The following is a 26,093-nucleotide window of genomic DNA, read 5'->3' on the forward strand; positions in this document are numbered from 1 at the left end:
GGCGGCGGGTCTAACCCTCCGCCTCCGCCGCGACCCGGGGATCAACCCGGCGGGGCGATGTTGTGTCCGAGGAGCCCGCCATGTCCGCCACCCTCCAGACGAAGACCGAAGCCCGCACCATGAATGGCGCGGAAATCGTCCTCCAGGCGCTGAAGGACAACGGCGTCGAGGTCATCTTCGGCTATCCCGGCGGCGCCGTCCTGCCGCTGTACGACGCGCTGTTCCAGCAGAACGCCATCCGCCACATCCTGGTCCGCCACGAGCAGGCGGCGGTGCATGCCGCCGAGGGCTACGCGCGCAGCACCGGCAAGGTGGGCGTGGTGCTGGTCACCTCCGGCCCCGGCGCCACCAATGCGGTGACCGGCCTGGTCGATGCGCTGATGGACAGCATCCCGGTGATCTGCCTGACCGGCCAGGTGCCGACCCACCTGATCGGCAACGACGCCTTCCAGGAGGCCGACACCACCGGCATCACCCGCCCGGCGACCAAGCACAACTACCTGGTCAAGGACATCGCCAAGCTCGCCGGCGTGGTGCACGAGGCCTTCTACGTGGCGAAGTCCGGCCGGCCCGGCCCGGTCGTGATCGACCTGCCGAAGGACATCCTGATCGGCAAGGGGCCGTATTCGGAAGCGCCGCAGGCCGCCCACCGCAGCTACCGGCCGCAGACCGCGCCGGACATGGGGCAGATCCGCGCCGCGGTGCGGCTGCTGAAGGGCGCCAAGCGCCCGGTGGTCTATGCCGGCGGCGGCGTCATCAACTCGGGGCCGGAGGCGTCGCGCCTGCTGACCGAGTTCGTGCGGCTGACCAACATGCCCTGCACCAACACGCTGATGGGCCTCGGCGCCTATCCCTCCGAGGACCGGCAGTTCCTCGGCATGCTCGGCATGCACGGGACCTACGAGGCGAACCTGACCATGCATGGCTGCGACGTCATGCTGAACGTCGGCGCCCGCTTCGACGACCGGGTGACGGGGCGGCTGAACGCCTTCTCGCCGAACTCGAAGAAGATCCACGCCGACATCGACCCCTCCAGCATCAACAAGAACGTCAAGGTCGACGTCGCCATCGTCGGCGATGCCGGGGCGACGCTGGCCGCGCTGATCGAGTGCTGGCATGCCGAGGAGATGCCGCAGGACAAGGCGGCGATCGACGCCTGGTGGCGCAGCATCGACGGCTGGCGCCGCAACGAGTGCCTGCAGTACCGCCAGGAAGGCAGCATCATCAAGCCGCAGCATGCGGTGAAGCGGCTCTATGAGCTGACGCAGGAGACGGGGCGGGAGACCTACATCACCACCGAGGTCGGCCAGCACCAGATGTGGGCGGCGCAGTACTTCGGCTTCCAGAAGCCGAACCGCTGGATGACCTCGGGCGGGCTCGGCACCATGGGCTACGGCCTGCCGGCGGCGATGGGCGTGCAGATCGCGCATCCGGACGCGCTGGTGATCGACATCGCCGGCGAGGCCAGCATCCTGATGAACATCCAGGAGATGGGCACGCTGGCGCAGTACCGCCTGCCGGTGAAGATCTTCATCCTGAACAACGAGTACATGGGCATGGTGCGGCAGTGGCAGGAGCTGCTGCACGGCAGCCGCTACTCCGAGAGCTACAGCCAGTCGCTGCCCGATTTCGTCAAGCTGGCCGAGAGCTTCCACGCCACCGGCATGCGGGTGACCGAGGCCTCGCAGCTGGATGACGCGATCCGCGAGATGCTGGCGCATCCCGGCCCGGTCATCGCCGATATTGCCGTCGCCAAGGACGAGAACTGCTTCCCCATGATCCCCTCGGGCGCCGCCCACAACGAGATGATCCTGGCGCCGGGGCAGCAGGGCGGCGTCGCCGGCGTGACCGATGAGGGCAAGGTCCTGGTCTGACCCCGCCCTTGCCGTTCTCCCGCGGGGCGGCTACGCCCCGCGCGCGCATCCTCCTGCCGCATTGGCGTATCCCATGCCCGACCCGTCCGAGACCACCTTGCGCAACGCGACCATCGCCGTGCTCGTCGAGAACGAGGCGGGCATCCTGGCGCGCGTCGTCGGCCTGTTCTCCGGCCGCGGCTACAACATCGAGAGCCTGACCGTCGCCTCGGTCGATGCCGACCGCCGGCTGTCGCGCATCACCATCGTCACCTCGGGCACCGACATGGTGATCGAGCAGATCAAGGCGCAGCTCGACAGGCTGGTGCCGGTGCACAAGGTCAGCGACCTCACCCTCGAGGGCCCGCACATCGCCCGCGAGATGGCGCTGATCAAGGTGGTCGGCCGCGGCGAGCACCGGATGGAGGCGCTGCGCCTGGCGGACGCCTTCCGCGCCCGGGTGGTGGACGCGACCACCGAGAGCTTCGTCTTCGAGATGACCGGCGCCGGCGAGAAGCTGGATGCTTTCATCGGCCTGATGCAGCCCATCGGCCTGGCCGAGGTTTCGCGCACCGGCGTCGTCGCCATCGCCCGCGGCCCCGGCGGCCTGCAGTCCTGAGTTTTCCGTCCCAGTAACCTCGTCCCAGCAAGAAGGAGCGCAACCATGCGCGTGTACTACGACCGCGACGCCGACGTGAACCTGATCAAGGCCAAGAAGGTCGCGATCATCGGCTTCGGCAGCCAGGGCCATGCCCATGCGATGAACCTGCGCGACAGCGGCCAGGCCGACATCGCCATCGGCCTCCGCCCCGGCAGCAGCGCCGACAAGGCCAAGGCCGCCGGCTTCACCGTGATGGCCCCCGCCGAGGCGGCGAAATGGGCCGACGTGGTCATGGTGCTGACCCCCGACGAGGGCCAGGGCGACCTCTACCGCGAGCACCTCGGCCCGAACATGAAGGAGGGCGCGGCGCTGGCCTTCGCCCATGGGCTGAACGTCCACTTCAACCTGCTCGACCCGCGCCCCGACCTCGACGTCTTCATGATCGCGCCGAAGGGCCCGGGCCATACCGTGCGCTCCGAGTACCAGCGCGGCGGCGGCGTGCCCTGCCTGGTGGCGCTGGCCCAGAACCCCTCGGGCAACGGCCTCGAGATCGCGCTGAGCTACGCCTCGGCCATCGGCGGCGGCCGCGCCGGCGTCATCGAGACGACCTTCAAGGAGGAATGCGAGACCGACCTGTTCGGCGAGCAGGCCGTCCTCTGCGGCGGGCTGGTCGAGCTGATCAAGGCCGGCTTCGAGACGCTCTGCGAGGCGGGCTACGCCCCCGAGATGGCCTACTTCGAGTGCCTGCACGAGGTGAAGCTGATCGTCGACCTCATCTACGAGGGCGGCATCGCCAACATGAACTACTCGATCAGCAACACCGCCGAGTACGGCGAGTACGTCACCGGCCCGCGCATCATCACCGCCGAGACCAAGGCCGAGATGAAGCGCGTGCTGACCGATATCCAGACCGGCAAATTCGCCCGCGACTGGATGCTGGAGAACAAGGTGAACCAGGCCAGCTTCAAGGCGACCCGCCGCAAGCTCGCCGAGCACCAGATCGAGGACGTCGGCGAGAAGCTGCGCGCCATGATGCCCTGGATCAAGAAGAACGCCCTGGTCGACAAGGCCAAGAACTAAAGCGGATTGCGGGGCGCGGGCCGGACGGGCAACAATCCCGTCATGCCCGACGCCCCGCACCTCCCCGCCCCCCATATCCTGGCAGGCGACACCGAGCACCCCCGCGACTTCCTCGGCTACGGCCCCAACCCGCCCGACCCGCGCTGGCCCGGCGGCGCCCGCCTCGCGCTCTCCTTCGTGCTGAACTACGAGGAGGGGGGCGAGAATACCGTCCTCAACGGCGACCGCGGCTCCGAGGTCTATCTCCAGGAAGTCCCCGGCGGCACGCCCACGCTCGGCGAGCGCGCCATCACCGTCGAGACCCAATACGACTACGGCGCCCGCGCCGGGGTCTGGCGCATCCTGCGGCTCTTCGCCGAGCGCGGCCTGCCGCTCACCATCTATGCCGTCGGCCGGGCGCTGGAGCTGAACCCGACCGCGGCGCGGGCCTTCGCCGAGGCCGGGCACGAGGTCGCCTCGCACGGCTGGCGCTGGATCGACTACCGCACGGTGCCCGAGCATGTGGAGCGCGCCGAGATCGCCCGCTGCGTCGAGACCATCGCGCGGACCACCGGCGCCCCGCCGGTCGGCTGGTACACCGGCCGGGTCTCGCTCCGCACCCGCCGCCTCGTCGCCGAGCACGGCGGCTTCCTCTACGACAGCGACAGCTACGGCGACGACCTGCCCTACTACGTGCAGGCGGCGGGCAAGCCGCTGCTGGTGGTGCCCTACACCCTCGACAACAACGACATGAAATTCGCGGTGCCGCCGGGCTTCACCGCCAACGACGGCTTCACCCAGCACCTGACCGACGCCTTCGACTTCCTCCGCCGCGAGGGCCGGACCGCGCCCAAGATGATGTCGGTCGGGCTGCATTGCCGGCTCTCGGGCCGGCCGGGGCGGGCGGCGGCGCTGGAGCGCTTCCTCGACCACGTGGCCCGCCACCGGGATACCTGGGTCTGCCGCCGCGCCGACATCGCCCGCCACTGGCTGGCCGAGCATCCCCCACAAGAATGACAGCCAGGGAAAGCCTCATGCTCATCCAGCGCCGCACCGCCATCGGCCTCGCCCTCTCCGCCCTCGCCGCGCCGGCGCTGGCCCAGACCCGCGGCGCCGTCCGCATCCTGGTCGGCTTCCCCGCCGGCGGCAGCGCCGATACCACCGCGCGGCTGGTCGCCGAGCGGCTGCGCGGCAGCTACGCCCAGACCGTGCTGGTCGAGAACCGGGTCGGCGCCGCCGGACGGCTGGCGGTGGAGGCGGCCAAGGCGGCCGAGCCGGACGGCACCACCATCCTGCTGACCCCGGCCAGCATGCTGGTGATCTTCCCCCACCTCTACCGCCCGGCGACGCTGCGCTACGACCCCTTCGCCGACCTGCTGCCGGTGACGCCGGCCGGGGAATTCCCCTTCGCCATGGGCGTCGGCCCGATGGCCGGCAGCGTCGCGACCCTGGCGGATTTCCAGGCCTGGGGCCGCGGCCGGGCCGAGATCCCCTTCAGCAGCGCCGCCGCCGGCAGCATGCTGCATTTCCTCGGCGTGCAGCTGGCCAAGGCGACCGGGCTGGCGATGACCCATATCCCCTATCGCGGCAGCGCCCCGGCGATCCAGGATTTGATCGGCGGCCGCATCGCCACCAGCTTCCACCCGATGGTCGACCTGGCGCCGCAGGCCGCCGACCCCGGCGGGCCGGTGCGGCTGGCCGGGGTCTCCTCGGCGCAGCGGCTGCCGCGCTTCCCCGACGTGCCGACCTTCGCCGAGCAGGGCTTCCCGCAGCTCACCGGCAGCGAGTGGTTCGGCCTGTTCCTGCCGGCCCGCACCCCGGCGGCCACGGCGGCGGCGCTGCACCGCGCCGCGACCGAGGCCATCGCCACCCCGGAATACCGCGAGGCGATCGCCCGGCTGGAGCTGCGGCCCTATCCGCTGCCGGCCGCCGATTTCGCCGCCCGGATGCGGGCCGACTACGACAAGTGGGCGCCGATCATCGCCGAGAGCGGCTTCCGCCCCGAGGAGGGCTAGGCCGCCGCGGCCCGCCGCCCGGCCAGGTATTCGGCCCCCGCCGGCCCCGCCGCCTCGGCATGGGGGTGGCCGCGCGGCACGCTGAACATCCCGCCCGGCCCATGGGTGGTGGCGATGCCGTCGCGGCAGAGGGTGAAGGCCCCGGCCGTCACCAGCACCTTGGCGTCGAAGTCGTGGGTATGCAGCGGGGTCGCCTCGCCCGCGGCCAGGCTGCGCGGAATGGCCTCGGCGAAGCCCTCGGCCCTGAGGACCGCGGCGAAATCCTGGGGCTCCATGGCATGTCCTCCGGCCCGCGGGCCGGCCATCCCGGTGACGGCGGCACCGCCCGTGCCCGCCGCAGTCTGCCGGGGGATGGGGCGAATGGGCAGCGGATAATGCGGCGGCGCGGCGGCGATTCCCGGCTTGCCCGGCCCTTGCGGGCTCGCTACGGTAACTTCCGCATGAACCCGCGCGCCATCACCGATGCCCTGACCAGCGGCCCAGCCGCCGGCGGCCTCGCGCGCCTTCCCCTCGGCCTCCTGCTTCGACTTATCCGCCCCTGGGCGTGACGCGCGGCTGAAGGCCGGCTTCGCTCAGGGGATCTGGGCCCGGGGTCTGTGCCCCGGGGACCCGAGGCGGATACTGCGCGACGTGTAAGGATCTCCACCATGGCCATCACCCATCCCAGCTTCGGCACGCTGGACGACAACCGCATCATCTTCTTCGACACCACCCTGCGGGACGGCGAGCAGTCCCCGGGCTTCTCGATGAACCTCGAGGAGAAGCTGCGGATGGCGGAGGCCCTGTCCGAGCTGGGCGTCGACGTCATCGAGGCCGGCTTCGCCATCGCCTCCCCCGGCGACTTCGAGAGCGTGCAGTCGATCGCCCGCAAATTCGCCAAGGACGGGCCGGTGGTCGCCAGCCTCGGCCGCGCCAACCCGGCCGACATCCTGCGCAGCGCCGAGGCGCTGAAGCCCGCCGCCCGCAAGCGCATCCACATCGTGCTCGCCACCTCCGAGCTGCACATGCGGGTCAAGCTGCGCATGAGCCCGGAGGAGGTGCTGGACCTCACCACCTCCAGCGTCACGCTCGGCCGCCAGCATGCCGAGGACGTGGAGTGGTCGGCCGAGGACGGCAGCCGCTCGGACCCCGACTTCCTCTGCCGCTGCGTCGAGGCCGCCATCAAGGCCGGCGCCACCACCATCAACATCCCCGATACCGTCGGCTATTCGATGCCGGAGGACATGGCCCGCATCTTCCGCGACCTGCGCAACCGGGTCCCGGGGATCGAGAAGGTCATCCTCTCCGCGCATAACCACAACGACCTCGGCATGGCCGTGGCGAACACCGTCGCCGCCATCCAGGCCGGCGTCCGGCAGATCGAGAGCACGATCAACGGCATCGGCGAGCGGGCCGGCAATGCCAGCCTGGAAGAAGTGGCGATGGCGCTGCGGACCCGGCGCGACGCGCTGCCGTATACGAATTCCATTGTCCATCAGAAGCTGCTGAAGACCAGCAAGCTGCTGGCGACCATCACCGGCTTCGACGTGCAGCCGAACAAGGCCATCGTCGGCCGCAACGCCTTCGCGCATGAGAGCGGGATCCACCAGGACGGCGTGCTGAAGGATGCCTCGACCTACGAGATCATGACGCCCGAGAGCGTCGGCTGGACCACCAACAGCCTGGTGCTGGGCAAGCATTCCGGCCGGGCCGCCTTCCGCGACAAGCTGGCGACCCTCGGCTACACCGTCGGCGACAACCAGCTGAACGACGCCTTCCGCCGCTTCAAGGACCTCGCCGACCGCAAGAAGGTGGTCTACGATGAGGATGTCGTGGCCCTGGTCGACGACGAGGTGGTCCGCGGCAACGACCGGGTGAAGCTGCTGGCGCTGACGGTCGCGACCGGCCTCGGCACCAAGCCGATGGCGACCCTGGCGCTGGAAGTGGATGGCGACCGGCGGGACGGCATGGCGACCGGCGACGGCGCGGTGGATGCCACCTTCAACGCCATCCGCCATGCCTTCCCGCACGACGTCCAGCTCAAGCTCTATGCGGTCCAGAGCGTGACCGGCGGCACCGACGCCCAGGCCCGGGTCACCGTGCGGCTGGAGGAGGAGGGCAAGATGGTCGACGGCCAGGGCGCCGATACCGACACCATCGTCGCCTCGGCCCGGGCCTATGTGCATGCCCTGAACAAGCTGCTGGTGAAGCGCCAGCGGACCGCCCCGGGCGAGATCCAGGCCGCGCTCTCGGCCTGAGCCCCGGACACGGCGAAGGCCCGGGTGGATCGCCCGGGCCTTGTCGGATCACTGGGGTGGGGCGGGGGGCCTATTTCTTGGAGGCGTCCCGGTCCCCTTCGATGAGGCGGAGCAGATCCTCGGGGATCGGCTCCTGCGCCACCGTGTCGTATAGCTGGTGCAGCCCGCGCTTCAGCCAGACATCGAAGGCTTGATCCACCTCCTTGCCCTCCTGGTCGGTGCCGGATTTCGCCGGGCCGGTTGCACGCTTCTTGTCGCTCTTGCCCATCATCCCGGCCGCCAAGCACGGGCTGGGGGCGACCCTCGGCAGGGGCGCCACCGAACTCCGCATCATGTCACACTAGACCGCGGAACGAGCTTCGCCAACTGCGACCGTATCGGTTCGGCCATCATGCTTGCCGGTACGCACCGGGGCCGGGTGCTCCTCGCCGGTCAGCCAGGTCTGCAGCTGGCGGCGGGCCCGGAAGACGCGGCTTTTCGCCGTGCCGACGGCGCAGCCGGTCGCCTGGGCCACTTCCTCATAGGACAGGCCCTGCAGCACCACCATGAACAGCGCCTCGCGCTGGTCGGAGGGCAGCTTGCCCAGGGCGCGGCTCAGCTCCTTCAGCACCAGCCGGTCCTCATGCGCCCCCGAGACGGCGAAGGCGCTCATCGGCAGGTCGTCGATGTCGGTGGTCTCGCGCTGCTTGCGGAGGGTGCTGATGAAGCGGTTGCGCAGGATGCGATGCATCCAGGCGGCGAAGTTGGTGCCGGGCGTGAAGCTGTCCTTGGCGGCCAGCGCATTGGCCACGGCGTCCTGGACCAGATCCTCGGCCGCGGCGCGGTTGCGGGTCAGCGCCAGCGCCTGCACCCGCAGCTTCGGCAGCAGGGCGACGAGCTGGCCGTGGAATTCGGCGGCGGTGCTGACGGCGCGGGCCTGCGTCGGTGCGATGTCGGTGGTGCCGTCCATAGTCCCATTCCCCTCGGTCATCTGAGGAGGAGTGACCGGCGCCGCCCGAAGGATGCATCACGCACGCGTCAGATGCATTTTAATCCATCACGGGGTCGGGAGCGACCCGGCCGAGCTGGTCCGCCAGCAGCCGCCGCGCCCGGGACACCCGGGCCTTCATGGTGCCGAGCGGCACGGCGCAGATGGCCGCCGCCTCGGCATGGGACAGCCCCTGGGCCCCGACCAGGATCACCGCCTCGCGCAGCAGCGGCGGCAGGCCCCGCAGCGCCCGGGTCAGGTCGCGCATCCGGCCCGGCACCTCCTGGTCGGCCGGCGATTCGCCCTCGGGCAGGGCCTCGGCCAGCCGCTGCTCGCGCCGGCGGGACCGCAGCTGCTCATGGAAGGTGTTGCGCACCACCGCCAGGCACCAGGCCCGCAGGTCGACCCCCTCGGCCTTGCCGTCCAGCGCCCGCAGGGTCCGCAGGACCGCCTCCTGCACCAGATCGTCGGCTTCGCTGCGGGATCCCGAGAGATATCGGGCGAAAGCCCTGAGCTCCGGCAACAATTGCGCGAGCGCTGCACGCAACGCGCGATCCATGGCTTGTTCGGTCACGGCATGCTCAATATCAACCTGTATGGATTGGGGCGAGGATGTCCTTCGCGTGCGCAGGATGACAACGGCATGAGCGCGATCGACCGGGCCGAATTGATCAGGGCTTTGCCCTATGCGCGGCGCTATGCCCGCGCCCTGACCGGCACGCAAGCCCAGGGCGACGCGGTGGTGGCGGATGCCCTGCGCCATGTCGTGACCGAGGCCTTCCCGGAAGGTGTCACCGCCCGCGCCATCCTCTACGGGGCGATCGGCGACGCGGTCCGCGCCGCCGATGCCGCGCCGCAGCCGGACAGCGCCGGCATGTCGCTGGTCCAGCGCATGCTGCTGCTGCTCACCGCGCTCGAGGAGCAGCCGCTGACCGCCGCCGCCGCCGCCTGCCGGATCCATCCGGCCGAGGCCGAGCACGAGCTGCGGATCGCCCGCGGCGGCCTGCTGACCGGCATCACCGCCCGGGTGCTGATCATCGAGGACGAGCCGATCATCGCCCTCGACATCCAGGAGCTGGTGGAGCGCTGCGGCCACAGCGTCGTCGGCATCGCCGCGACCGAGGCGGAGGCGGTGGCCATCGCCAGGGCGGAGCGCCCCGGGCTGGTCCTGGCCGACATCAACCTCGGCGCCGGCGGCGACGGCGCCAGCGCGGTCGCCCGGATCCTGCGCGACCTGACCGCCCCGGTCATCTTCGTCACCGCCTACCCCGAGCGGCTGCTGACCGGGGAGGCGGTGGAGCCCGCCTTCATCATCACCAAGCCCTTCGACCCGACCACCCTGGCGGTCGCCACCTACCAGGCCGTCACCCGCGGGGTGCGGCCGGTCTGAGCCGGGCCGCCCCGCGGCCTCACCACCTGTTGCGGCAGGCCGGCGAGGCCCGGTCCTCCCGCCACAGGCAACTCCGTTGCCAAGCCGGCGTTTCTCCGCAACAACCCGCCGCGGAGGCTGCCTTGCTCTACTGGACCCTGGTCTTCCTGGTGGTGGCCCTCGTCGCCGGCCTCTTCGGCTTCGGCGGCATCGCCTCCACCGCCGCCGGCATCGCCAAGATCCTCTTCGCCGTCTTCCTCGTGCTCTTCCTGGTGTCGCTGGTCTTCGGCGTCATCCGCGGCGCATGAGCCTGCCGCGCATGCCGCGGCGCGGCCTGCTGCCGGTGCTGCTGCTGGCGGCGGCCGTGCCCGGCCGGCTGCCGGCGCAGGCCCCGCCGGCCCGGGGCTCGGACCTCTGGTTCGACCCGACCCAGCTGCCCTCCTTCACCGGCACCGTCGAGCGCTACCTGTCGAACCCCCGGGGGGAGGTCGATGCGCTGATGTTCCGGGAAGGGCCCCAGGTCTGCTTCCCGCCCGACGTCGCCGCCGCGGTCCGCCAGGTCGCCGCGCCGGGCCGGTCGATCATCGTCTGGGGCATCCGCGCCCGCAACGCGCCTGTCATCACCATGCTGGCCTTCGCCCCCGGCGCCGAGGTGACGCCGGTGGTGGTCGACCGCTTCTACTGGCGGCTCTCCGGCCGCCAGGCCAGCGAGGGGGCGGAGCCGCTCAGCCTCGAGGGCGTGGTGCGGCAGCCCTACTACACCCCGCAGGGCGAGGTCGCCGGCGCCATCCTCGAGGATGGCAGCGTCGTCCTGCTGCCGGCCGGCACGGCCGAGCCCTTCCGCGACCTGCTCAGGCCCGGCCAGAAGCTGGCCGCCGCCGGCCCCGGCCGCGCCGGGGATGCGGGGCGCGCCCTGCTCGCCACCCAGATCGGTGCGGAGCCGGGGGCGATGCGCCCGGTGCCGCCGGGAGAGCCGCCCCGCTGAGCGCGCCCCCTCCGGCCGAGCCGCCCGCCACCGGCTTCGGCCCCGGCCTCCGCAAGCTGGTCTCCGGCTACTTCAACGGCGAGGACAGGCGCCGCGCCCGCTGGCTGGCGGCCGGGGTGCTGGGGCTGACCATCCTGCAGATCGGCATCCAGGTGCGCTTCAACATCTGGAACCGGGACTTCTTCAATGCCCTGGAATCCCGCGACCGCGGCGCCTTCTTCGGCCAGATGGGGCTGTTCCTCGGCCTGACCGTCGCCAGCATGGTGACCGCGGTCTTCCAGCTCTATGTCCGGCAGATGCTGCAGCTGCACTGGCGGGAATGGCTGGTCTTCCGGCTGCAGCACCGCTGGCTGGACCACGGCCGGCACTACCAGATCAATTTCCTGCCCGGCGCCGCCGACAACCCCGACCAGCGGATCAGCGAGAACACCCGCTGGGCCACCGCGATCGCGGTCGACATGGCGGTCGGGCTGGTCAGCTCGGTGCTCATGCTGGTCTCCTTCGTCGGCATCCTCTGGACCCTCTCGGGGCCGCTGCACGTCGCCCTGGCCTCCAGCGAATTCGACATCCCCGGCTACATGGTCTGGGCGGCGCTGCTCTATGCCGGCATCGGCTCGGCGCTGACCTGGTTCATCGGCCGGCCCATGGTCGCGGCCAACATCCGCCGCAACGAGGCCGAGAGCGACCACCGCTTCGCCCTGGTGCGGCTGCGCGAGAGCGGCGAGGGCGTGGCGCTGATCGGCGGCGAGGCGGACGAGGAGCGCGGCCTGAAGCGCGCCTTCGGCCAGGTCTCGGCCGCCATGCTCGACCTGCTGCGGAGCGAGCGGCGGCTGATGTGGCTGACCTCGGCCTACGGCATGCTGCTGACGGTCTTCCCGGTGCTGGTCGCCAGCCCGCGCTACTTCGCCGGCGCCATCACCCTCGGCGTGCTGATGCAGATCAGCTCCGCCTTCGGCCAGGTGACCAGCAGCCTCAACTGGTTCGTCGACAATTTCCCCCGCATCGCCGACTGGCGCAGCCACGTGGCCCGGGTGGTCGAGCTGGAGGAGACCCTCGACATGGCCGATGCCAGCGAGGCCGACAGCGTCATCGCCCTGCACGAGGCCCCGCCGGAGGAGGCCGGGGCGACGCTGGCCTTCCGCGACCTGCAGATCGCCCAGGCCGACGGCACGCTGGTGATCGGCGAGGCCAATGCCGAGATCCGGCCGGGCGAGCGGGTGCTGATCGTCGGCGAGAGCGGCACCGGCAAGTCCACCCTGTTCCGCGCCATCGCCGGGCTCTGGCCCTGGGGCGCCGGCGAGATCCGCATCCCCGGCCGCGCCTCGATGATGTTCATGCCGCAGCGACCCTACCTGCCGCTGGGCAGCCTGCATGCCGCGGTCGCCTATCCGCTGCCGCCGCGCCACTTCGTCCAGCCGGCGGTGGAGGCGGCGCTGACCCGCTGCGGCCTGGCCCACCTGATCCCGCGGCTGGCGGAGGAGGAGCGCTGGGACCGCATCCTCTCGCTCGGGGAGCAGCAGCGCCTAGCCTTCGCCCGGGTGATCCTGCACCGCCCGGCCTGGGTCTTCATGGACGAGGCGACCGCCGCCCTCGACGAGGCCAACCAAGCCAGCATGATGTCGCTGTTCGAGGACGAGCTGGCGGGGAGCGCGCTGGTCTCGATCGGCCACCGGCCCGGGCTCGATGCCTTCCACGACCGGACCCTGACCCTGACCCGGGGCAGCGAGGGGGCGACGCTCGGCAGCCGGCGCCGGGCCAGGCCGGTCCGGCAGCCGGCCCGGCCGGTCGTCGCGCTGCGGAAGCTGCTGGGGCGGCGCAAGTCCCGGCGGATGGCGCCCGAGGGCCAGAACGGCTGAAGGCCAGGCGGGGATCCCCCGCCTGGCCTCCGGGCCGCGACCGCGAGCTGGCCCGGCTTACCGCCAGGCGGGACGCCCGAGGTTCACGTCGCGGCCGCTGGTGAGCGCCCCGCCGGCGGCGCCGACACCGCCGCCGATCAGCGCCCCGGTGCCGACGCCGCCGCCGGTCAGGGCGCCGACGCCGGCCCCGGCACCGGCCCCGAGCAGGCCGCCCGAGACGGCGCGGTCGCCGGTCGAATAACCGCAGGCGCCGAGGCCGAGGGCGGCCAGGGTCAGCAGGGTCAGGCTGGTCTTGCGCATGGCTGGAGTCTCCCGTGGTTGCGAAGCCACAACGCGGGATGTTTCGCAGCGGTTGCGGGTGCCGGCGCGGATGTGAATCGGTCACGCGGCGGACCGAAGCCGGGGGCACGGCCGGCCACCCTGCCGGGCCTCGGCCTGCGGAATTCGCCCCGGCCCGGGATGGAGCGGGATTAGGGGCTGGACAAAGCCGCAGCGGAGGGTATGAAGCGCCTCCCGAGTGCGGCTGGCGACAGCGGCCGGGTGATGGGCGCCTAGCTCAGTTGGTAGAGCAGCTGACTCTTAATCAGCGGGTCGTAGGTTCGAATCCTACGGCGCCCACCACATCCCCCCTTCCAGGCTACGACGGCATGCCGGACCAGGCGCCAGGTCAAGGCCGGCCCTTCACCATCACCTCGATCGACGCGAGCAACGGGAGGTCGGTGCCCGTGCGGATCCCGAAGATGCAGTAGGTGCGGTCGCGCCGGGCCAGGAAGCGGAACGACCGGGTCACGACGGCGCCGGCCGCGAGCGGGAAGCCCGGCAGGACGGTCGCCGGCTCGATGATCGCGGGATCGTCGATGGCCATCCCGTTGACCGCGACGGCGAGCTCGCCCACCCGCGCGTCCCCCGGTGCGGCGGCGACGGCGAGGCTGACCTCGATCTCCCGGTCGCCGTAGAAGCTGTAGGTGGTGCCGAAGATCAGCTGCGGCGCGCTCGCGCCGGTGCCGTCCTGCCAGGGGATCGCCCAGCGCAGGCCGGCATCGCCGAGAAATCCGAACGGGTTCAGCCGCCGCCATTCGGCGCAGCGGATGGTGGCCTGCAGCGACTGCTGCGCCCTGATCCAGTCGTGGGTCCGCCGTTCGTGCAGGACCACCGGCCGGCCCTTGCCCTTGCGGCGCAGCACGAGGCTGATCGGGCCCGAGATGGAGCCGCTCAGCTCGCGCCAGATGATCGTCTGGTTCAGCCGCTGCGCCAGTTCCGGGCCCTGCACCAGCGAATCCTCATGCGCGATGTTCTCCCGGCATTCCGCCAGCCCCGCGTCGACCACCGGCTCGGCATGGAGGCCCGCCTGGGCGATGAGGTCGAGCAGGTGCTCCAGCCCGAAGGCGAAATTGCCGATGGTCCGCCGGGTCGGCCCGGCCAGGCGCAGCTCCGTGGTCAGGACGTAGCAGGCGTTCGGCCGCAGGATCCGCCGCACCTCCCGCAGGTGCCGCACGATATCGGCCTCGTCGCCGAAATGCTCCATGGAGGAGATGGAATAGGCGAAGTCGAAGGAGGCATCGCCGAAGCTGATCGCGCGGGCGTCCATGTTCAGCGCCGTCAGCCGGGCCGGATCGAGCGCGGGCGGCGCGCCGGCGCGGACGAACTCCGAGGCATCCTCGGTCCGCGCCTCGCCCCAGTCGGTATCCGCGGTGTAGATGTCGGTCGCCGTGAGATGCGCGCAATGCGCCGCGACGGCATAGAGCAGGACCTCCCGCCCGGCGCCGAAGGCGATGCCGCGGGCGTTCGGGGTCAGGCAGCCGCTGGAGGCCAGGAGGTCGAAGGCCCGGGCATATTCCCAAGCCCGGCAATGGATCTGCGGCATCAGGCCGAGAATTCGCCGCATGATGAATTTCATGCGCGGGTCGTGGAAGTCCTCCGCATCCGCGATCTTCTGCCGGGGCAGCTGGGAGGGCGCGAGCCGGTTCAGCTCCTGCAGCGGGGTGGCGGGGCGCGGAGCGAACAGGTGCCGAAATGCGTTCTTGCTGGATAGCATGACGAATACCGATGCCCCTGCAATTCTTTAATAATCCAAAACGAATAGCCGGGCGGCGGAATGAAGTCAATTTAGAAACATCAGGACGCATGGGTCGAGGGCGTCGATCCCCTGGCCGACCCGGCCCGGAGAGACTGCGGTTACTCGACGAAGACGAATTTCAAATACGGCGACGGCAGGCGACAGTAAAACCTCCGGCGATGTCCCGCCGACCCGGCAGCCGCCGCTTCCATCGACCGGCCCCGGCACGCGGCCCTACCCGGCCGGCGCCGCCGCGCCCATGTGAGCGGCCCATCCCGACCCGAGGCGGCATCCCATTGGCATCGCGCTATGGCCTGGAAATCCGTACGGCCGCCGCCGCCGATGCGCCCGGCCTCGCCGGGCTGCTCGGCCTGGCGGACCCCCGGGCGCTGGCCGAGCAGCTGGCCGCGCTGCACCAGACCTCCGGCACCGCCCTGGTCGCCACGGACTGGGGGCCGCCGAGCGGCCTGGTGGTGCTGCACTGGTATCGCGGCCTGGGGCCGCCCCAGCCGACGGCGCAGATCACCACCCTCGTGGTCCGGCCCGAGGATCGCCGCCGCGGCATCGGCCGGCTGCTCCTCAAGGCCGCGGCCCAGGCCGCGCGCAGCGCCGGCTGCGGCCTGATCGAGCTGCGGGCGCCGGCACCGGCCGTGTCGCTCCAGGCCTTCGCCGGGGCGACCGGCTTCACCCCGGCCGCCGCCTGCTGGGTCAGGCCCTTGCGCAAGGCCGGGTGAGACCCGCCCCGGAAGCCGGCCTCAGGGGCGGCGGGACGGTGCGGTCAGCCGCATTGGGCGCAGGTCAGCAGGCCGCGCTTCTCCCGTCCCGGCTGGACCAGGTAGCCGCAGCGCAGGCAATTCGTGCCGGTATCCTCGGCGGCGAAGGGATCCGCGAAGGCGCGCCGGCTTGGGGCCGGTTTCTCCGGGTCCTGCTTGTCCGGGTCCTGCTTGTCCGGCGCCGACGCGGCGGCGACCGGCGGCGCCTTGGCCGATGCCGCCCTGGCGGCGGCCCGGGGCTGCCGGGGCTGCGGCGCCTCCGCCTCGGCCGGCGGCAGCAGCGGCTCCCAGCCCGGCATCACATGGCCCACCTGCGGGGCGGCCTCGGGCGCGGCGGCGGGCTGGTCGAGCGTCGGCATGGCCAGCGCCGGCTTGGCCCGGAAGCCCTCGGGCCAGGTTTCGGCATGCGCCGACCGGGGCGGGGCGGCGGGCTCCGCGGGGGATTTCGTGCGCCCCGCAGGGAGGTGCACCACCTCGACCACCCGGGTCGGGCCACTGCCGCGGCGCCGGGGCGCGATGTGCAGGAGCTGCTTGTCCTCGGGCGTCGGATGGGATTCGGCAAAGCTATGGCGGGGAAAGACGCGATCGGCTTCGGACATGGGACTCCAAAAAATCGGTGGCTCCGGAGCAAGACGGGAGACCAGGATGATGGGACGGCTGCAGGCTTGTACCACCCATTCGAACAAGTTTTTACACGCCGCAGGGTTCTTGTTGCATGGATCACGTCTTGAATGCTCGCCGATCGATGACCGGTGCCGGGGAACCGGACCGCCGCCACAACGGGCCGGGCCTGCCTCGGCCGGTGGCGATGCCATCCTCCGCCCGTCGTGGTCACGGGCTTCCGGGCGATTCTGCTGTGAGCGGCGTTCCCCGGCTGCGCCTGCAACCGGCGCGGGCGGGCCCCGGAGGCCGTGGCGTGCGCCGGTTGGGCTGCCAACCCAGGGTTGTTAAAGCATAAATTCTCCTGGTAGGGTGATCTCGCGGATTTAGTCACGTCTCATATTATGAAATGGCTTGCTTCAACAGTCTTTCACTTGGCGCATGCTGCGATATGAGAGACAATCATGGTCATGGCGGCCGGGCCGGCAATATCGCCCGCTCCGCGTCCGAAGCTTCTGGAATACCGTGCATTGAACCTCTCGCCCGAACAGGTCGTCGCGGCCAAAGCCGCCGGTTGTGCTTTCTTCCCCGCCACCGACATGCAGGTGCAGCGGCTGACGATGCAGCAACGAATCTTCCGGGTGGAGGGCAAGCCTTTCCTGCTGAGCCGCGACGGCTCCTACTACGAGACGGCGGGCACCTTGCGGGCGCTGATCGCCGGCATCGTGCTGGCGCAGCCGGAGCCGGAGCCGACGGCGCTGCCCGAACCGGAGCCGGAGCCAGAGCCAGAGCCAGAGCCGAGCCCCGTGCCCGCGCCCGAACCCATCGCCGCCGCCGCGCCCGAGCCCGCCCCGCCCGAGCCTGCCGCCCCGCAGGCGCCTCGCCGCAAGCGGGGGCGTCCGCGCAAGGCCCCGCCCGTCCCGGCGCCCGAGCCCGAGCCCGAACTCGAGGCCGCACCGGAGCCCGAGGCCGGCCCCGCGCCCGAGCCCGAGCCCGAGCCCGCGAAGACCCCCGCCGCCGAGGATACCGCCCGCAGCGCGCGGCGCGCCCGGCTGGCCAGCCGCCGCGCCAGCGGCCCGGTGCCGCATTGGCAGACCGCGGGCGCCGCCCGCCGCGGCCGGCTCCGCCGCTTCTGACCGGGCCGTGCTAGGCTGCGGCCTCCCGCCGGCCGCGGCCCGCCCCAACCGAGGATTTCCATGCTCCCCCGCCGCACCGCCCTCGCCAGCCTCGGCGCCCTGCTCGCCGCCCCCGCGCTCCGGGCGCAATCCGCCGCCTGGTCGCCGAACCGGCCGCTGCGCCTCATCGTCACCTACCCGCCGGGCGGGGTGAACGACATCGTCGGCCGCATCGTCGCCGAGCCGCTCGGCCGCGCCCTCGGCCAGCCGGTCATCGTCGAGAACCGGGCCGGCGCCGGCGGCAACATCGGCACCCAGGCCGCGGCGCAGTCGGAGGCCGATGGCCAGACCATCCTGTTCGGCACCACCGCGATGTTCGGGGTGAACCCGATCCTCTACGCCAGCACCGGCGTCGATGCGGTGCGGGACTTCACCTGCCTCGGCACCATCGGGGAGGTCGCCAATGTCCTCTCCGCCGTGCCCGCCCGCGTGAAGGCCGGCTCGGTCGCGGAATTCATCGCCGAGGCGAAGGCCCGGCCGCTGATCTACGGCTCGGTCGGCAACGGCAGCTCCTCGCATCTCTCGGCCGTGGTCTTCCTCAAGACCGCCGGGCTCGAGGCGACGCACGTGCCCTACCGCGGCTCCTCGCCCCTGGTCGCGGCCATGCTGGCGCAGGAGGTGGACTTCGGCTTCGACACCACTGCGACCTCCGCCGCCCATGCCCAGGCGGGCGCCATCCGCGCCCTGGCGGTCACCACCGCCCGCCGCGCCTCGGCGCTGCCGGCGGTGCCGACGCTGAAGGAGAGCGGCATGCCGGACTACGACCTCGGCATCTGGTTCGGCCTGTTCGTCCCGACCCGGACCCCGCCCGAGATCACCCAGCGGCTGACCGAGGCGCTGGAGCAGACCCGCACCCCGCAGACCGAGGAACGGCTGCGCACCGCCTTCGTCGAGAGCCTGCACATCCCCCGCGCCGAGGCCGGCGCCTGGGTGAAGGCCAGCGCCGCGCGCTGGCAGTCGATCGCCCGCGACGCCCGCATCGCGATCGACTGAGGCCGCGCGGCGCTCAGCGCGCCGCCGGCCAGGCGATGCCCTCGGCGGCGATGAAGGACAGCGTGGCGACGTAGCGGGTGCGGTCGTAGGCGCCGGCGCCCTCGCCGCCGGGCTGCTCCGACAGGTGCTGCACCTCGGCCACGTAGCGCCCGGCCCAGGGCAGCGGCAGGGTCAGCCGGCCCTCGGCGTCGCTGCGCAGGGTCTTGCTCCAGCCCGGCGGGCCGATCAGCTCCACCGCGGTGCGCGGCTGCGGCGCGCCGCGGAACAGCAGGGTGAAAGCCGTCCCGCCCGGCGCCTGCGGCACCAGCTCCAGGTCGAGCGCGCCGCGGGTCTCGCTGCGGCCCTCGCGGGCCAGGAAGACCGAGCGGGTCCGGCCGCCGCGCTGGCGGTCCTCGCGCGGCGCCAGGCCTTCCTCGGCCACCCGGGCATCGCCCCCCGGCAGCGGCCCGAAGGCGACATGGTCGGCCTGCCGGCTGGCCGGGGCGGCGGCGCCGACCAGCTTCGGCGTGGCGATGACGTCGAGCGTCGCGCCGCCCCGCTCCCGCACATTCTCACCCGGCTCGCCGAAATACATCTGCACCGTCGGGCCGCTGCGCTCGAGCCAGACCATGTGCGCCGCGGCCGGCCGGGCGAGGCAGCCGGCCAGCAGCAGCACGCCGAGGGAAATGCGGGTCATGGGAGCGTCTCCGGAAGGGTAGGGCCGGGGTTATAGCAAATAAGAGTCATTCGCAATAACCCCGGCCCCGCATCCCCTCAGGCCGGCAGCAGCCCCTTCGCCGCCAGCAGCCCGGGCGTCGAGGCCGCCGCGAGATGCGCCAGCAGCGCCCCCGCCGCCGCCGGCGCCCCGGCGAGGAGGCCGCCCGAGAACACCGCCCGGACGTTCGTCGCCGCCGGCAGCGGCCCGACGATATCGACCCCGGGGACGGTCATCAGCTCGCTCACCTGCTGGATCGCCAGCTCCGCCGCGCCGCTGGCCGCCAGCTCGGCGGTGAAGCCCTGCGGGATGACCGTCGCCTTGGCCTCGACCTCGGCGGCGATGCCCAGCCGCTCGACAAGCCCGGCGAAGAAGATCCCGCTCGCCCCGGCCCGGGAATAGGCGATGCTCCGCGCCGCCAGCAGGGCGGCCCGCAGCGCCTCCGGCGTGGCGATGTCCGGCCGCGGCGCCCCCGCCCGCACCGCGATGCCGACCACCGAGATGGCCAGGTCCACCCGGCTGCCCGGCTGCAGCCGCCCCGCCGCCAGCAGCGCCTCGACCGCCTCCGCTGTCAGGATCGCCACATCCGCCGGCGCCCCGGCCTCGATCCGCTCCAGCAGCTTCGCCGTCGGGGCATAGACCGCCTCGATCCGCCCGCCCGTCGCCGCCTCCCGCGCCGGCAGCAGCTCCTGCAGCACCCCCATGACGGCCAGGGTCGACAGGATGCGCAGCGGGGCGGCGTCGGGCATGCGGACTCTCCTCATTGCGCCCAGACTGCCCGAAGCGCCCCGGTGCCGCCATGGTTGACAGGCCGGGCCCTGGCGTGTCGCCTTGGCGCCAGGGATCAGACGACCGACCAACCAGAGCGCCGCCCAGGCCCGGAGACCACGCGATGACCGAGATGCCGACGCCGCAGACCTTTGCCCAGAGCCCTGCCCGGACCATGCCCCCGCCGGGCGGGGTGGATGCCGTCATCGTCGGCGCCGGCTTCGCCGGCATGTACATGCTGCACCGGCTGCGCGGCCTCGGCCTCTCGGCGGTGGTCTTCGAGCAGGGCACCGACGTCGGCGGCACCTGGTACTGGAACCGCTACCCCGGCGCCCGCTGCGACGTCGAGAGCATGCAGTACTCCTACTCCTTCTCGCCGGAGCTGCAGCAGGACTGGCAGTGGTCGGAGCGCTTCTCGGCCCAGCCGGAGATCCTGCGCTACGCCCAGCACGTGGCCGACCGCCTGGACCTCAGGCGCGACATCCGCTTCGAGACCAGGGTCACCAGCGCCCGCTTCGACGAGGCGGCCAACCGCTGGACCGTGACGACCGACCGCGGCGAGACCGTCACCGCCCGGCACTGCGTGATGGCGACCGGCTGCCTCTCCTCCGCCCGGCTGCCGGACATCGCCGGGCTCGAGGGCTTCCAGGGCGCCACCTACCACACCGGCCACTGGCCGCATGAGGGCGTGGATTTCGCGGGCAAGCGGGTCGCCGTCATCGGCACCGGCAGCTCCGCCATCCAGGCCATCCCGGTCATCGCCCGGCAGGCGGCGCATCTCACCGTCTTCCAGCGCACGCCGAATTTCAGCATCCCCTCGCGCAACGCGCCGATGGACGCGGAGTACGAGGGCTGGTGGAAGTCCGACTACGAGGCGCATCGGGCCAAGGCCCGGATGATGCGCACCGGCATCCTCTACGGCCTGAACGAGAAGTCGGCCCTGGAGGTCACGCCCGCGGAGCGCCAGGCCGAGTACGAGGCCCGCTGGGCCCGCGGCGGCACCGCCTTCATGGCCTCCTTCGCCGACCTCATCACCAACCGGGACGCCAACGACACCGCCGCCGACTTCGTCCGCGACAAGATCCGCGGCCTGGTCAAGGACCCCGCCGTGGCCGAGATCCTGGCGCCCAAGGGCTATCCGATCGGCACCAAGCGCATCTGCGTCGACACCGACTACTTCGAGACCTTCAACCGCGCCAACGTCACCCTGGTCGATGTCCGCGACGCGCCGATCGAGGCCATCACCGCCAGGGGCGTCCGCACCCGCCACGGCGAGGTCGAGGTCGATGCCATCGTCTTCGCCACCGGCTTCGATGCCATGACCGGCGCGCTGACCCGCATCGACATCCGCGGCCGCGGCGGCCTCGGCCTGGCCGAGAAATGGGAGGATGGGCCGCGCACCTACCTCGGGCTGATGACCGCCGGCTTCCCCAACCTGTTCATGATCACCGGCCCCGGCAGCCCCTCGGTGCTCAGCAACATGATCGTCTCGATCGAGCAGCACGTGGACTGGCTGGCGGACTGCTTCGCGCATCTCCGCGCCCGCGGCCTCGAGACCATCGAGGCGACGCGGGAGGCCGAAGACCAATGGGTCGGGCACGTGAACGAGGTGGCCGACCGCACCCTCTATCCCGCGGCCAATTCCTGGTACATGGGCGCCAACATCCCGGGCAAGCCGCGGGTCTTCATGCCCTATATCGGCGGCGTCGGCGCCTATCGGGAGAAATGCGCCGAGATCGCCGCCCAGGGCTATCCGGGCTTCCGGCTCGCCGCCGGGGCGCAGGCCACGGCGGCGGCGGCCGAGTGAATTGAAAAAGCCCGGGCGGTCATCCCGCCCGGGCCACGAAACCTGCCGTCACCCCCGGGGCCTGCCCCGGGCGGCCTGCCTCAGCGCTTGCGCGCCTTGCGGGCGGCGTAGCGTGCGTCGCGCGCGGCCTTCTGCTCGGCGGCCACCGCCAGCACGCGCTGGCGCTTCTCCTCGTCCAGCATGGCGGCGCGGGTCTCGCGGTCGGCATTCTCGAGCGCCATCAGCCGGGCTTCCTCGGCCTTGCGGATGCCGTCCTCGATGTCGCGCTGGCGCTGCTCGGCGGCGAGGCGGGCTTCCTCGGCCGCCTGGGCGGCGGCCTCGGCGGCGAGGCGGGCGGCCTCGGCTTCCTTGGCGGCCTTGCGCTCGGCGATGCGGGCCTCGCGGGCCTCGGCGATCGCCTTCTGCGCCGCGATCCGCTCCAGGACGACCGGGTCGTTCGGCTTCGGCAGGTTGCGGAACTTTTCCATGGCAGCCTGGCGGGCCTTGTTGGCGGCGCTCAGTCGATCGCTGAAGTTGTCGGTCTTGTGGGCTTGCATGGCCGCGTTCTACTCAGATCGGCCCGCGATGTACAGGCCGGAACCGCGACAGCGCGATGACGGCGCCCGCCGGCGGCGCCCGGCCGGACCGGTATCGGCGGGCCGGTATTTCGATTCTATTGAGCGGTCATAGTATTCGCGACCGGAACCGCTCCCGTTATTCGGCAGGCGGCGGCCCCGGCGCCCGATCACAAAATGGCGAAGCCGGGGCCCCGCCCGGACCGCTGCGCCGCCGCGGCCCGATCCGGCTCGACAAAACCGCGCCGAGGGCGCAGGGTAGCCGACGATCTACGGCGCGGCTGCCCCGCCCCGGACCGGCCCATCAGGCATCGCATCAGCATGCGGCAGACGGCAGCCAACAGCGGAGATTGAGACCATGGCCAAGGGTCAGAAGCGCAGCGGGCGCGAGGCGAAGAAGCCGAAGTCGGACAAGAAGCCGGGCGTCACCACCGTCTCGCCCTTCGACCGGTCGCTGCCGCCGGCCAAGAAGGCCCCGCCCAAGCCCGCCGGGGGTTGATCGTCCTGCGGTCGCACCACGCCTGATGCCGGTTCTCGCGGTCCAGCACGTCACCACCTACCGCTACAAGCAGCCCGTCTCCTTCGGCGAGCATCGCATGATGCTCCGCCCGCGGGAGGGGCACGACCAGCGGCTGCTCGCCTCCTCGCTGCGCATCACGCCGGAGCCGAGCGAGCTGCGCTGGCTGCACGACGTCTTCGGCAACAGCGTCGCCGTGGCCCGCTTCGCCGGCCGCGCCACCGAGCTGCGCTTCGACAGCACCGTGCGGCTCGACCACGCGCCGGGCAACGCGCTCGAATTCCCGGTGGGGGAGGGGGCGGAGACCTATCCCTTCGCCTACAGCACCGACGAGGGCCCCGACCTGGCCCGCTCGATCGAGCGGCAATACCCCGATCCGGGCCGCGAGGTGGACCGCTGGGTCCGGCAGTTCCTGCGCACCGACGGCCCGACCGACACGCCGGCGCTGCTGACCACCATCACCCACGCCATCCGCGCCCGCTTCACCTACGTGGCGCGGGAGGAGATGGGGGTGCAGGACCCGATCCGCACGCTCCGCCTCGGCAGCGGCAGCTGCCGCGACTTCGCCGTGCTGATGATCGAGGCGGTGCGCGCCCTGGGCTTTGCCGCCCGCTTCGTTTCCGGCTACCTCTACGTGCCGCAGCGCAGCACCCCCGGCCAGCCGGGGCGCGTCGGCGGCGGTGCGACGCATGCCTGGCTGCAGGTCTATGTCCCCGGCGCCGGATGGGTGGAAATGGACCCGACCAACGGGATCGTCGGCAACCGTGACCTGATCAGGGTCGCCGTGACCCGGGACCACCGCCACGCGGTGCCGCTGCACGGCACCTGGACCGGCTTCCCCTCCGCCAGCCTCGGCATGACCGTCGAGGTCAGCGTCACCGAGGCGGCGCCGGACGCCCCCGCCGTGCCTTGACGCCGCCCGCAAGCCCGCACCATTCCATGTTCCGAAGGACCTCGCCCATGCGCATCCGCGCCGGCTACCAGATCGTCTATGACTGCCCGCAGCCGACGCCGATGCTGCTGATGATCAGCCCGCATCCCTCGCGCCTGCCGCAGCTCGAGAACCCGCACTGGGTGACCTACGATCCGCCGATCGGCTCGCACCACTACACCGACGGCTTCGGCAATACCTGCACCCGCATTGTCGCCCCGGCCGGCCGGCTGACCATCGCCACCGACTTCACCATCGCCGACAGCGGCCAGACCGACGCCATCTCGCCGAATGCGGTCCAGCTGCCGGTCGAGGCCCTGCCGGACGAGGTCGTGGTCTACCTGCTGGGCAGCCGCTACTGCGACACCGACCGGCTCTCGGACACCGCCTGGTCGCTGTTCGCCCATACCCCGCCGGGCTGGGCCCGGGTGCAGGCCATCTGCGACTGGGTGCACAACCACATCGTCTTCAACTACGAGCACGCCAGCGCCCAGCGCACCGCCTGGGACGCCTACATGGAGCGCCGCGGCGTCTGCCGCGACTACGCCCACCTGGCGGTCACCTTCTGCCGCTGCCTCAACATCCCCGCGCGCTACTGCACCGGCTGGCTCGGCGACATCGGCATGCCGCCGCCCTACGGCCCGATGGATTTCGCCGCCTGGTTCGAGGTCTATCTCGGCGGCCAGTGGCATACCTTCGATGCCCGCAACAACAGCCCGCGCATCGGCCGCATCCTGATGGCCCGCGGCCGCGACGCGACCGATGTCGCCATCGCCACCACCTTCGGCCCCTGCACCCTGTCCGACTTCAAGGTGCTGACCGACGAGGTCGTGGGGTGACGCTTCCGGCCGCCGTCACCACGCTCAATCCCGGCGGCGGCTCGCGCTACGTCCTGCTCTGCGAGCATGCCTCCAATTTCATCCCGGCGGCCTATGCCGGGCTGGGGCTGGAGGCGGCCGAGCTGCGGCGCCACATCGCCTGGGACCCGGGTGCGGCGCCGCTGGCCCGGCTGCTCTCGGCGGCGCTCGATGCGCCGCTGTTCCTCTCGGGCTATTCCCGCCTGCTGATCGACTGCAACCGGCCGCCCGGCAGCGCCACCTCGATCCCCGCCCGCAGCGAGGACACCGACATCCCCGGCAACCGGGACCTGCCGCCCGAGGAAGTCGCCGCCCGGCAGGAGCGCTTCTTCCGCCCCTTCCACGCCGCCGTCGCCGCCTGCCTCGATGCCCGCGCCGGCCGGCCGACCATCGTCATCGGGGTGCACAGCTTCACCCCGGTCTACCAGGCTGTCCGCCGCCCCTGGCACGCCGGGCTGCTCTATGCCGCCGCGGCGCCGCTCGGCCGCTTCCTGGTCGAGGCGCTGGCGGCCGAGCCCGGCCTGGTGGTGGGCGACAACGAGCCCTACCGGATCGAGGCCGAATACGACTACACCGTGCCCATCCACGGCGATGCCCGCGGCCTGCCGGCGGCGCTGCTCGAGGTCCGGCAGGACCTGCTGGCGGATGACGCGGGCATCGCCGCCTGGGCCGGGCGGCTGACCTGCGCCCTCAGGGCAGTTCCAGCCTGACCACGATGGCGGCGCTGGCGATCACCGCCACGTCGTCGCGCTCGTCGTCCGGCACGTCGAGCCCGCCCTTCACCACCCGCACGGTGACGATGCCATGGGGCAGGGACGCCTTCACCCGCTCCGCATCCACCGCTCCCGGCTGCTGCACGCCGATGGTGACCTCGACCAGCATGGTCTTCGGGTCCACCTTCAGCGCCCGCAGCATGCTCAGCGAGGAGTGGTGCAGCGCATCCTGCACCGCCCGCAGCGCCGCCTTGGTATAGTCCCCGCCATGGAGGTCGTTGCCCGCCCCCATCTCGAGGATCACCCGCCGCGCGCTCATGCCGCCTGCTCCGGGATATCCAGCCGCACGATCGCCGCCGCATGGGCCATGACGGTGCTGCCGGTGCCGGATTCGTTCGGGATCTCGAGCCCGCCCTCCACCACCGTCACCGTCCCCGTGCCATGCGGCAGGATCGCCAGCACCGCCGCATGGTCCACCTGCTCCGGCTTCGGCACGCCGATGCGGACCTCGACCCGCATGCTGTCGACATCGACGCCGAGCGCATTGGTGATGGTCAGCGCATTGTGCCAGAGCGCATCGCGCAGCGCCCGCACCGCCGCCTTGGTATAGTCGGTGCCGCGGATATCGGTCCCCATCCCGATCTCCAGCACCATGCGTTTCATGGGCATGTCTCAGCTCGAGTTTGGCCATTCATGCGGCGTGGCAGAGGGCG

Annotated in this window: 30 protein-coding genes and 1 tRNA gene; 19 read left to right on the forward strand and 12 right to left on the reverse strand. The window is 71.8% G+C overall.

The window, feature by feature from the left end; all coding sequences use genetic code 11:
- The first annotated feature begins 80 nt into the window (after positions 1-80).
- From QWZ14_RS23845 to QWZ14_RS23865, 5 genes are all read left to right on the forward strand, one after another.
- Entirely contained in the window at positions 81-1,874 is a 1,794-nt protein-coding gene (locus QWZ14_RS23845) for an acetolactate synthase 3 large subunit (protein WP_290319455.1), read from the forward strand.
- Positions 1,875-1,947: 73 nt separating this feature from the next.
- Positions 1,948-2,472 (forward strand): acetolactate synthase small subunit, encoded by a 525-nt coding sequence (gene ilvN / locus QWZ14_RS23850; RefSeq protein ID WP_290319456.1) that lies wholly within the window; start codon positions 1,948-1,950, stop codon positions 2,470-2,472.
- 45 nt (positions 2,473-2,517) lie between these two features.
- A complete protein-coding gene (ilvC, locus tag QWZ14_RS23855; protein ID WP_290319458.1) occupies positions 2,518-3,534 on the forward strand; it encodes a ketol-acid reductoisomerase in 1,017 nt (338 codons plus the stop codon).
- Positions 3,535-3,576: 42 nt separating this feature from the next.
- Complete coding sequence (gene puuE / locus QWZ14_RS23860; RefSeq protein WP_290319459.1) at positions 3,577-4,530, forward strand: allantoinase PuuE; 954 nt, start codon at positions 3,577-3,579, stop codon at positions 4,528-4,530.
- A gap of 17 nt (positions 4,531-4,547) precedes the next feature.
- On the forward strand, positions 4,548-5,528 hold the full coding sequence (locus tag QWZ14_RS23865) for a tripartite tricarboxylate transporter substrate-binding protein (RefSeq protein ID WP_290319460.1): 981 nt from the start codon (positions 4,548-4,550) through the stop codon (positions 5,526-5,528).
- On the opposite strand, the gene QWZ14_RS23870 is transcribed toward QWZ14_RS23865, so the two are convergent.
- Positions 5,525-5,803 carry a cupin domain-containing protein gene (locus tag QWZ14_RS23870; RefSeq protein ID WP_290319461.1) on the reverse strand — a complete coding sequence of 93 codons (279 nt, stop codon included), beginning with the start codon at positions 5,801-5,803 and terminating at the stop codon, positions 5,525-5,527. The genes QWZ14_RS23865 and QWZ14_RS23870 overlap by 4 nt on opposite strands.
- A gap of 372 nt (positions 5,804-6,175) precedes the next feature.
- On the opposite strand from QWZ14_RS23870, the gene QWZ14_RS23875 reads away from it, so the two are divergent.
- Positions 6,176-7,765, forward strand: coding sequence for a 2-isopropylmalate synthase (locus tag QWZ14_RS23875; RefSeq protein ID WP_290319462.1), 1,590 nt, complete (start codon positions 6,176-6,178; stop codon positions 7,763-7,765).
- A 70-nt stretch (positions 7,766-7,835) separates the two neighbouring features.
- Here QWZ14_RS23875 and QWZ14_RS23880 read toward each other — a convergent pair whose 3' ends face one another.
- The 3 genes from QWZ14_RS23880 to QWZ14_RS23890 all read right to left on the reverse strand — a co-directional run bounded on the left by QWZ14_RS23880 (position 7,836) and on the right by QWZ14_RS23890 (position 9,279).
- A complete protein-coding gene (locus tag QWZ14_RS23880) occupies positions 7,836-8,033 on the reverse strand; it encodes a NepR family anti-sigma factor (RefSeq protein WP_377754575.1) in 198 nt (65 codons plus the stop codon).
- A 72-nt stretch (positions 8,034-8,105) separates the two neighbouring features.
- Positions 8,106-8,714, reverse strand: coding sequence for a sigma-70 family RNA polymerase sigma factor (locus QWZ14_RS23885; protein WP_290319465.1), 609 nt, complete (start codon positions 8,712-8,714; stop codon positions 8,106-8,108).
- A gap of 79 nt (positions 8,715-8,793) precedes the next feature.
- The gene (locus QWZ14_RS23890) at positions 8,794-9,279 is read right to left on the reverse strand and encodes a sigma-70 family RNA polymerase sigma factor (RefSeq protein ID WP_290319466.1); all 486 of its coding nucleotides are present in this window, start codon (positions 9,277-9,279) and stop codon (positions 8,794-8,796) included.
- Between the two features lie 96 nt (positions 9,280-9,375).
- Between QWZ14_RS23890 and QWZ14_RS23895 the strand changes: the two genes are divergently transcribed.
- The 4 genes from QWZ14_RS23895 (at position 9,376) to QWZ14_RS23910 (ending at position 12,942) form a co-directional block, all read left to right on the forward strand.
- Positions 9,376-10,122 carry a PhyR family response regulator anti-anti-sigma factor gene (locus tag QWZ14_RS23895; protein ID WP_290319467.1) on the forward strand — a complete coding sequence of 249 codons (747 nt, stop codon included), beginning with the start codon at positions 9,376-9,378 and terminating at the stop codon, positions 10,120-10,122.
- 122 nt (positions 10,123-10,244) lie between these two features.
- Positions 10,245-10,409, forward strand: coding sequence for a DUF1328 domain-containing protein (locus QWZ14_RS23900; protein WP_290319468.1), 165 nt, complete (start codon positions 10,245-10,247; stop codon positions 10,407-10,409).
- Positions 10,406-11,086 carry a hypothetical protein gene (locus QWZ14_RS23905; RefSeq protein ID WP_290319470.1) on the forward strand — a complete coding sequence of 227 codons (681 nt, stop codon included), beginning with the start codon at positions 10,406-10,408 and terminating at the stop codon, positions 11,084-11,086. The genes QWZ14_RS23900 and QWZ14_RS23905 overlap by 4 nt, the downstream gene beginning before the upstream one ends.
- A 56-nt stretch (positions 11,087-11,142) precedes the next feature.
- The gene (locus tag QWZ14_RS23910; RefSeq protein WP_290319491.1) at positions 11,143-12,942 is read left to right on the forward strand and encodes an ABC transporter ATP-binding protein/permease; all 1,800 of its coding nucleotides are present in this window, start codon (positions 11,143-11,145) and stop codon (positions 12,940-12,942) included.
- Positions 12,943-12,999: 57 nt separating this feature from the next.
- Here QWZ14_RS23910 and QWZ14_RS23915 read toward each other — a convergent pair whose 3' ends face one another.
- Positions 13,000-13,242 carry a hypothetical protein gene (locus tag QWZ14_RS23915; protein ID WP_290319471.1) on the reverse strand — a complete coding sequence of 81 codons (243 nt, stop codon included), beginning with the start codon at positions 13,240-13,242 and terminating at the stop codon, positions 13,000-13,002.
- A 245-nt stretch (positions 13,243-13,487) separates the two neighbouring features.
- On the opposite strand from QWZ14_RS23915, the gene QWZ14_RS23920 reads away from it, so the two are divergent.
- A tRNA-Lys gene (locus QWZ14_RS23920) sits at positions 13,488-13,563 on the forward strand.
- A 46-nt stretch (positions 13,564-13,609) separates the two neighbouring features.
- Here the strand turns inward: QWZ14_RS23920 and QWZ14_RS23925 are convergent.
- Positions 13,610-14,977: a class I SAM-dependent methyltransferase gene (locus QWZ14_RS23925; RefSeq protein WP_290319472.1), complete on the reverse strand. Its 1,368-nt coding sequence runs from the start codon at positions 14,975-14,977 to the stop codon at positions 13,610-13,612.
- Between the two features lie 317 nt (positions 14,978-15,294).
- Between QWZ14_RS23925 and QWZ14_RS23930 the strand changes: the two genes are divergently transcribed.
- On the forward strand, positions 15,295-15,732 hold the full coding sequence (locus QWZ14_RS23930) for a GNAT family N-acetyltransferase (RefSeq protein WP_290319473.1): 438 nt from the start codon (positions 15,295-15,297) through the stop codon (positions 15,730-15,732).
- A gap of 44 nt (positions 15,733-15,776) precedes the next feature.
- Here the strand turns inward: QWZ14_RS23930 and QWZ14_RS23935 are convergent, their stop codons facing one another.
- The gene (locus QWZ14_RS23935; protein ID WP_290319474.1) at positions 15,777-16,370 is read right to left on the reverse strand and encodes a hypothetical protein; all 594 of its coding nucleotides are present in this window, start codon (positions 16,368-16,370) and stop codon (positions 15,777-15,779) included.
- 531 nt (positions 16,371-16,901) lie between these two features.
- On the opposite strand from QWZ14_RS23935, the gene QWZ14_RS23940 reads away from it, so the two are divergent.
- Positions 16,902-17,507, forward strand: a complete 606-nt coding sequence (locus QWZ14_RS23940) for a hypothetical protein (protein ID WP_290319475.1) — start codon at positions 16,902-16,904, stop codon at positions 17,505-17,507.
- Positions 17,508-17,567: 60 nt separating this feature from the next.
- Positions 17,568-18,539 carry a Bug family tripartite tricarboxylate transporter substrate binding protein gene (locus tag QWZ14_RS23945; protein ID WP_290319476.1) on the forward strand — a complete coding sequence of 324 codons (972 nt, stop codon included), beginning with the start codon at positions 17,568-17,570 and terminating at the stop codon, positions 18,537-18,539.
- 13 nt (positions 18,540-18,552) lie between these two features.
- Here the strand turns inward: QWZ14_RS23945 and QWZ14_RS23950 are convergent, their stop codons facing one another.
- Together QWZ14_RS23950 and QWZ14_RS23955 are read right to left on the reverse strand one after the other, a co-directional pair.
- The gene (locus QWZ14_RS23950; RefSeq protein ID WP_290319477.1) at positions 18,553-19,215 is read right to left on the reverse strand and encodes a hypothetical protein; all 663 of its coding nucleotides are present in this window, start codon (positions 19,213-19,215) and stop codon (positions 18,553-18,555) included.
- Positions 19,216-19,292: 77 nt separating this feature from the next.
- The gene (locus QWZ14_RS23955; RefSeq protein WP_290319478.1) at positions 19,293-19,982 is read right to left on the reverse strand and encodes a substrate-binding domain-containing protein; all 690 of its coding nucleotides are present in this window, start codon (positions 19,980-19,982) and stop codon (positions 19,293-19,295) included.
- Positions 19,983-20,125: 143 nt separating this feature from the next.
- Between QWZ14_RS23955 and QWZ14_RS23960 the strand changes: the two genes are divergently transcribed.
- Positions 20,126-21,808 carry a flavin-containing monooxygenase gene (locus QWZ14_RS23960; protein WP_290319479.1) on the forward strand — a complete coding sequence of 561 codons (1,683 nt, stop codon included), beginning with the start codon at positions 20,126-20,128 and terminating at the stop codon, positions 21,806-21,808.
- Between the two features lie 80 nt (positions 21,809-21,888).
- Here QWZ14_RS23960 and QWZ14_RS23965 read toward each other — a convergent pair whose 3' ends face one another.
- On the reverse strand, positions 21,889-22,344 hold the full coding sequence (locus QWZ14_RS23965; RefSeq protein WP_290319480.1) for a DUF6481 family protein: 456 nt from the start codon (positions 22,342-22,344) through the stop codon (positions 21,889-21,891).
- Positions 22,345-22,720: 376 nt separating this feature from the next.
- On the opposite strand from QWZ14_RS23965, the gene QWZ14_RS23970 reads away from it, so the two are divergent.
- The 4 genes from QWZ14_RS23970 to QWZ14_RS23985 are packed head-to-tail and all read left to right on the forward strand — an operon-like array spanning position 22,721 to position 25,377.
- Positions 22,721-22,861: a hypothetical protein gene (locus tag QWZ14_RS23970; RefSeq protein ID WP_290319481.1), complete on the forward strand. Its 141-nt coding sequence runs from the start codon at positions 22,721-22,723 to the stop codon at positions 22,859-22,861.
- A gap of 25 nt (positions 22,862-22,886) precedes the next feature.
- A complete protein-coding gene (locus QWZ14_RS23975) occupies positions 22,887-23,792 on the forward strand; it encodes a transglutaminase family protein (protein ID WP_290319482.1) in 906 nt (301 codons plus the stop codon).
- Between the two features lie 47 nt (positions 23,793-23,839).
- Complete coding sequence (locus QWZ14_RS23980) at positions 23,840-24,649, forward strand: transglutaminase-like domain-containing protein (protein WP_290319484.1); 810 nt, start codon at positions 23,840-23,842, stop codon at positions 24,647-24,649.
- Complete coding sequence (locus QWZ14_RS23985) at positions 24,646-25,377, forward strand: N-formylglutamate amidohydrolase (RefSeq protein WP_290319486.1); 732 nt, start codon at positions 24,646-24,648, stop codon at positions 25,375-25,377. Before QWZ14_RS23980 ends, QWZ14_RS23985 begins: the two co-directional genes overlap by 4 nt.
- On the opposite strand, the gene QWZ14_RS23990 is transcribed toward QWZ14_RS23985, so the two are convergent.
- Together QWZ14_RS23990 and QWZ14_RS23995 are read right to left on the reverse strand one after the other, a co-directional pair.
- The gene (locus QWZ14_RS23990; protein WP_290319487.1) at positions 25,358-25,699 is read right to left on the reverse strand and encodes a Lin0512 family protein; all 342 of its coding nucleotides are present in this window, start codon (positions 25,697-25,699) and stop codon (positions 25,358-25,360) included. The genes QWZ14_RS23985 and QWZ14_RS23990 overlap by 20 nt on opposite strands.
- The gene (locus QWZ14_RS23995) at positions 25,696-26,043 is read right to left on the reverse strand and encodes a Lin0512 family protein (protein WP_290319488.1); all 348 of its coding nucleotides are present in this window, start codon (positions 26,041-26,043) and stop codon (positions 25,696-25,698) included. Before QWZ14_RS23995 ends, QWZ14_RS23990 begins: the two co-directional genes overlap by 4 nt.
- Positions 26,044-26,093: the final 50 nt, after the last annotated feature.

The organism is Paeniroseomonas aquatica, from assembly GCF_030409335.1.
Classification (GTDB): Bacteria; Pseudomonadota; Alphaproteobacteria; order Acetobacterales; family Acetobacteraceae; genus Belnapia; species Belnapia aquatica.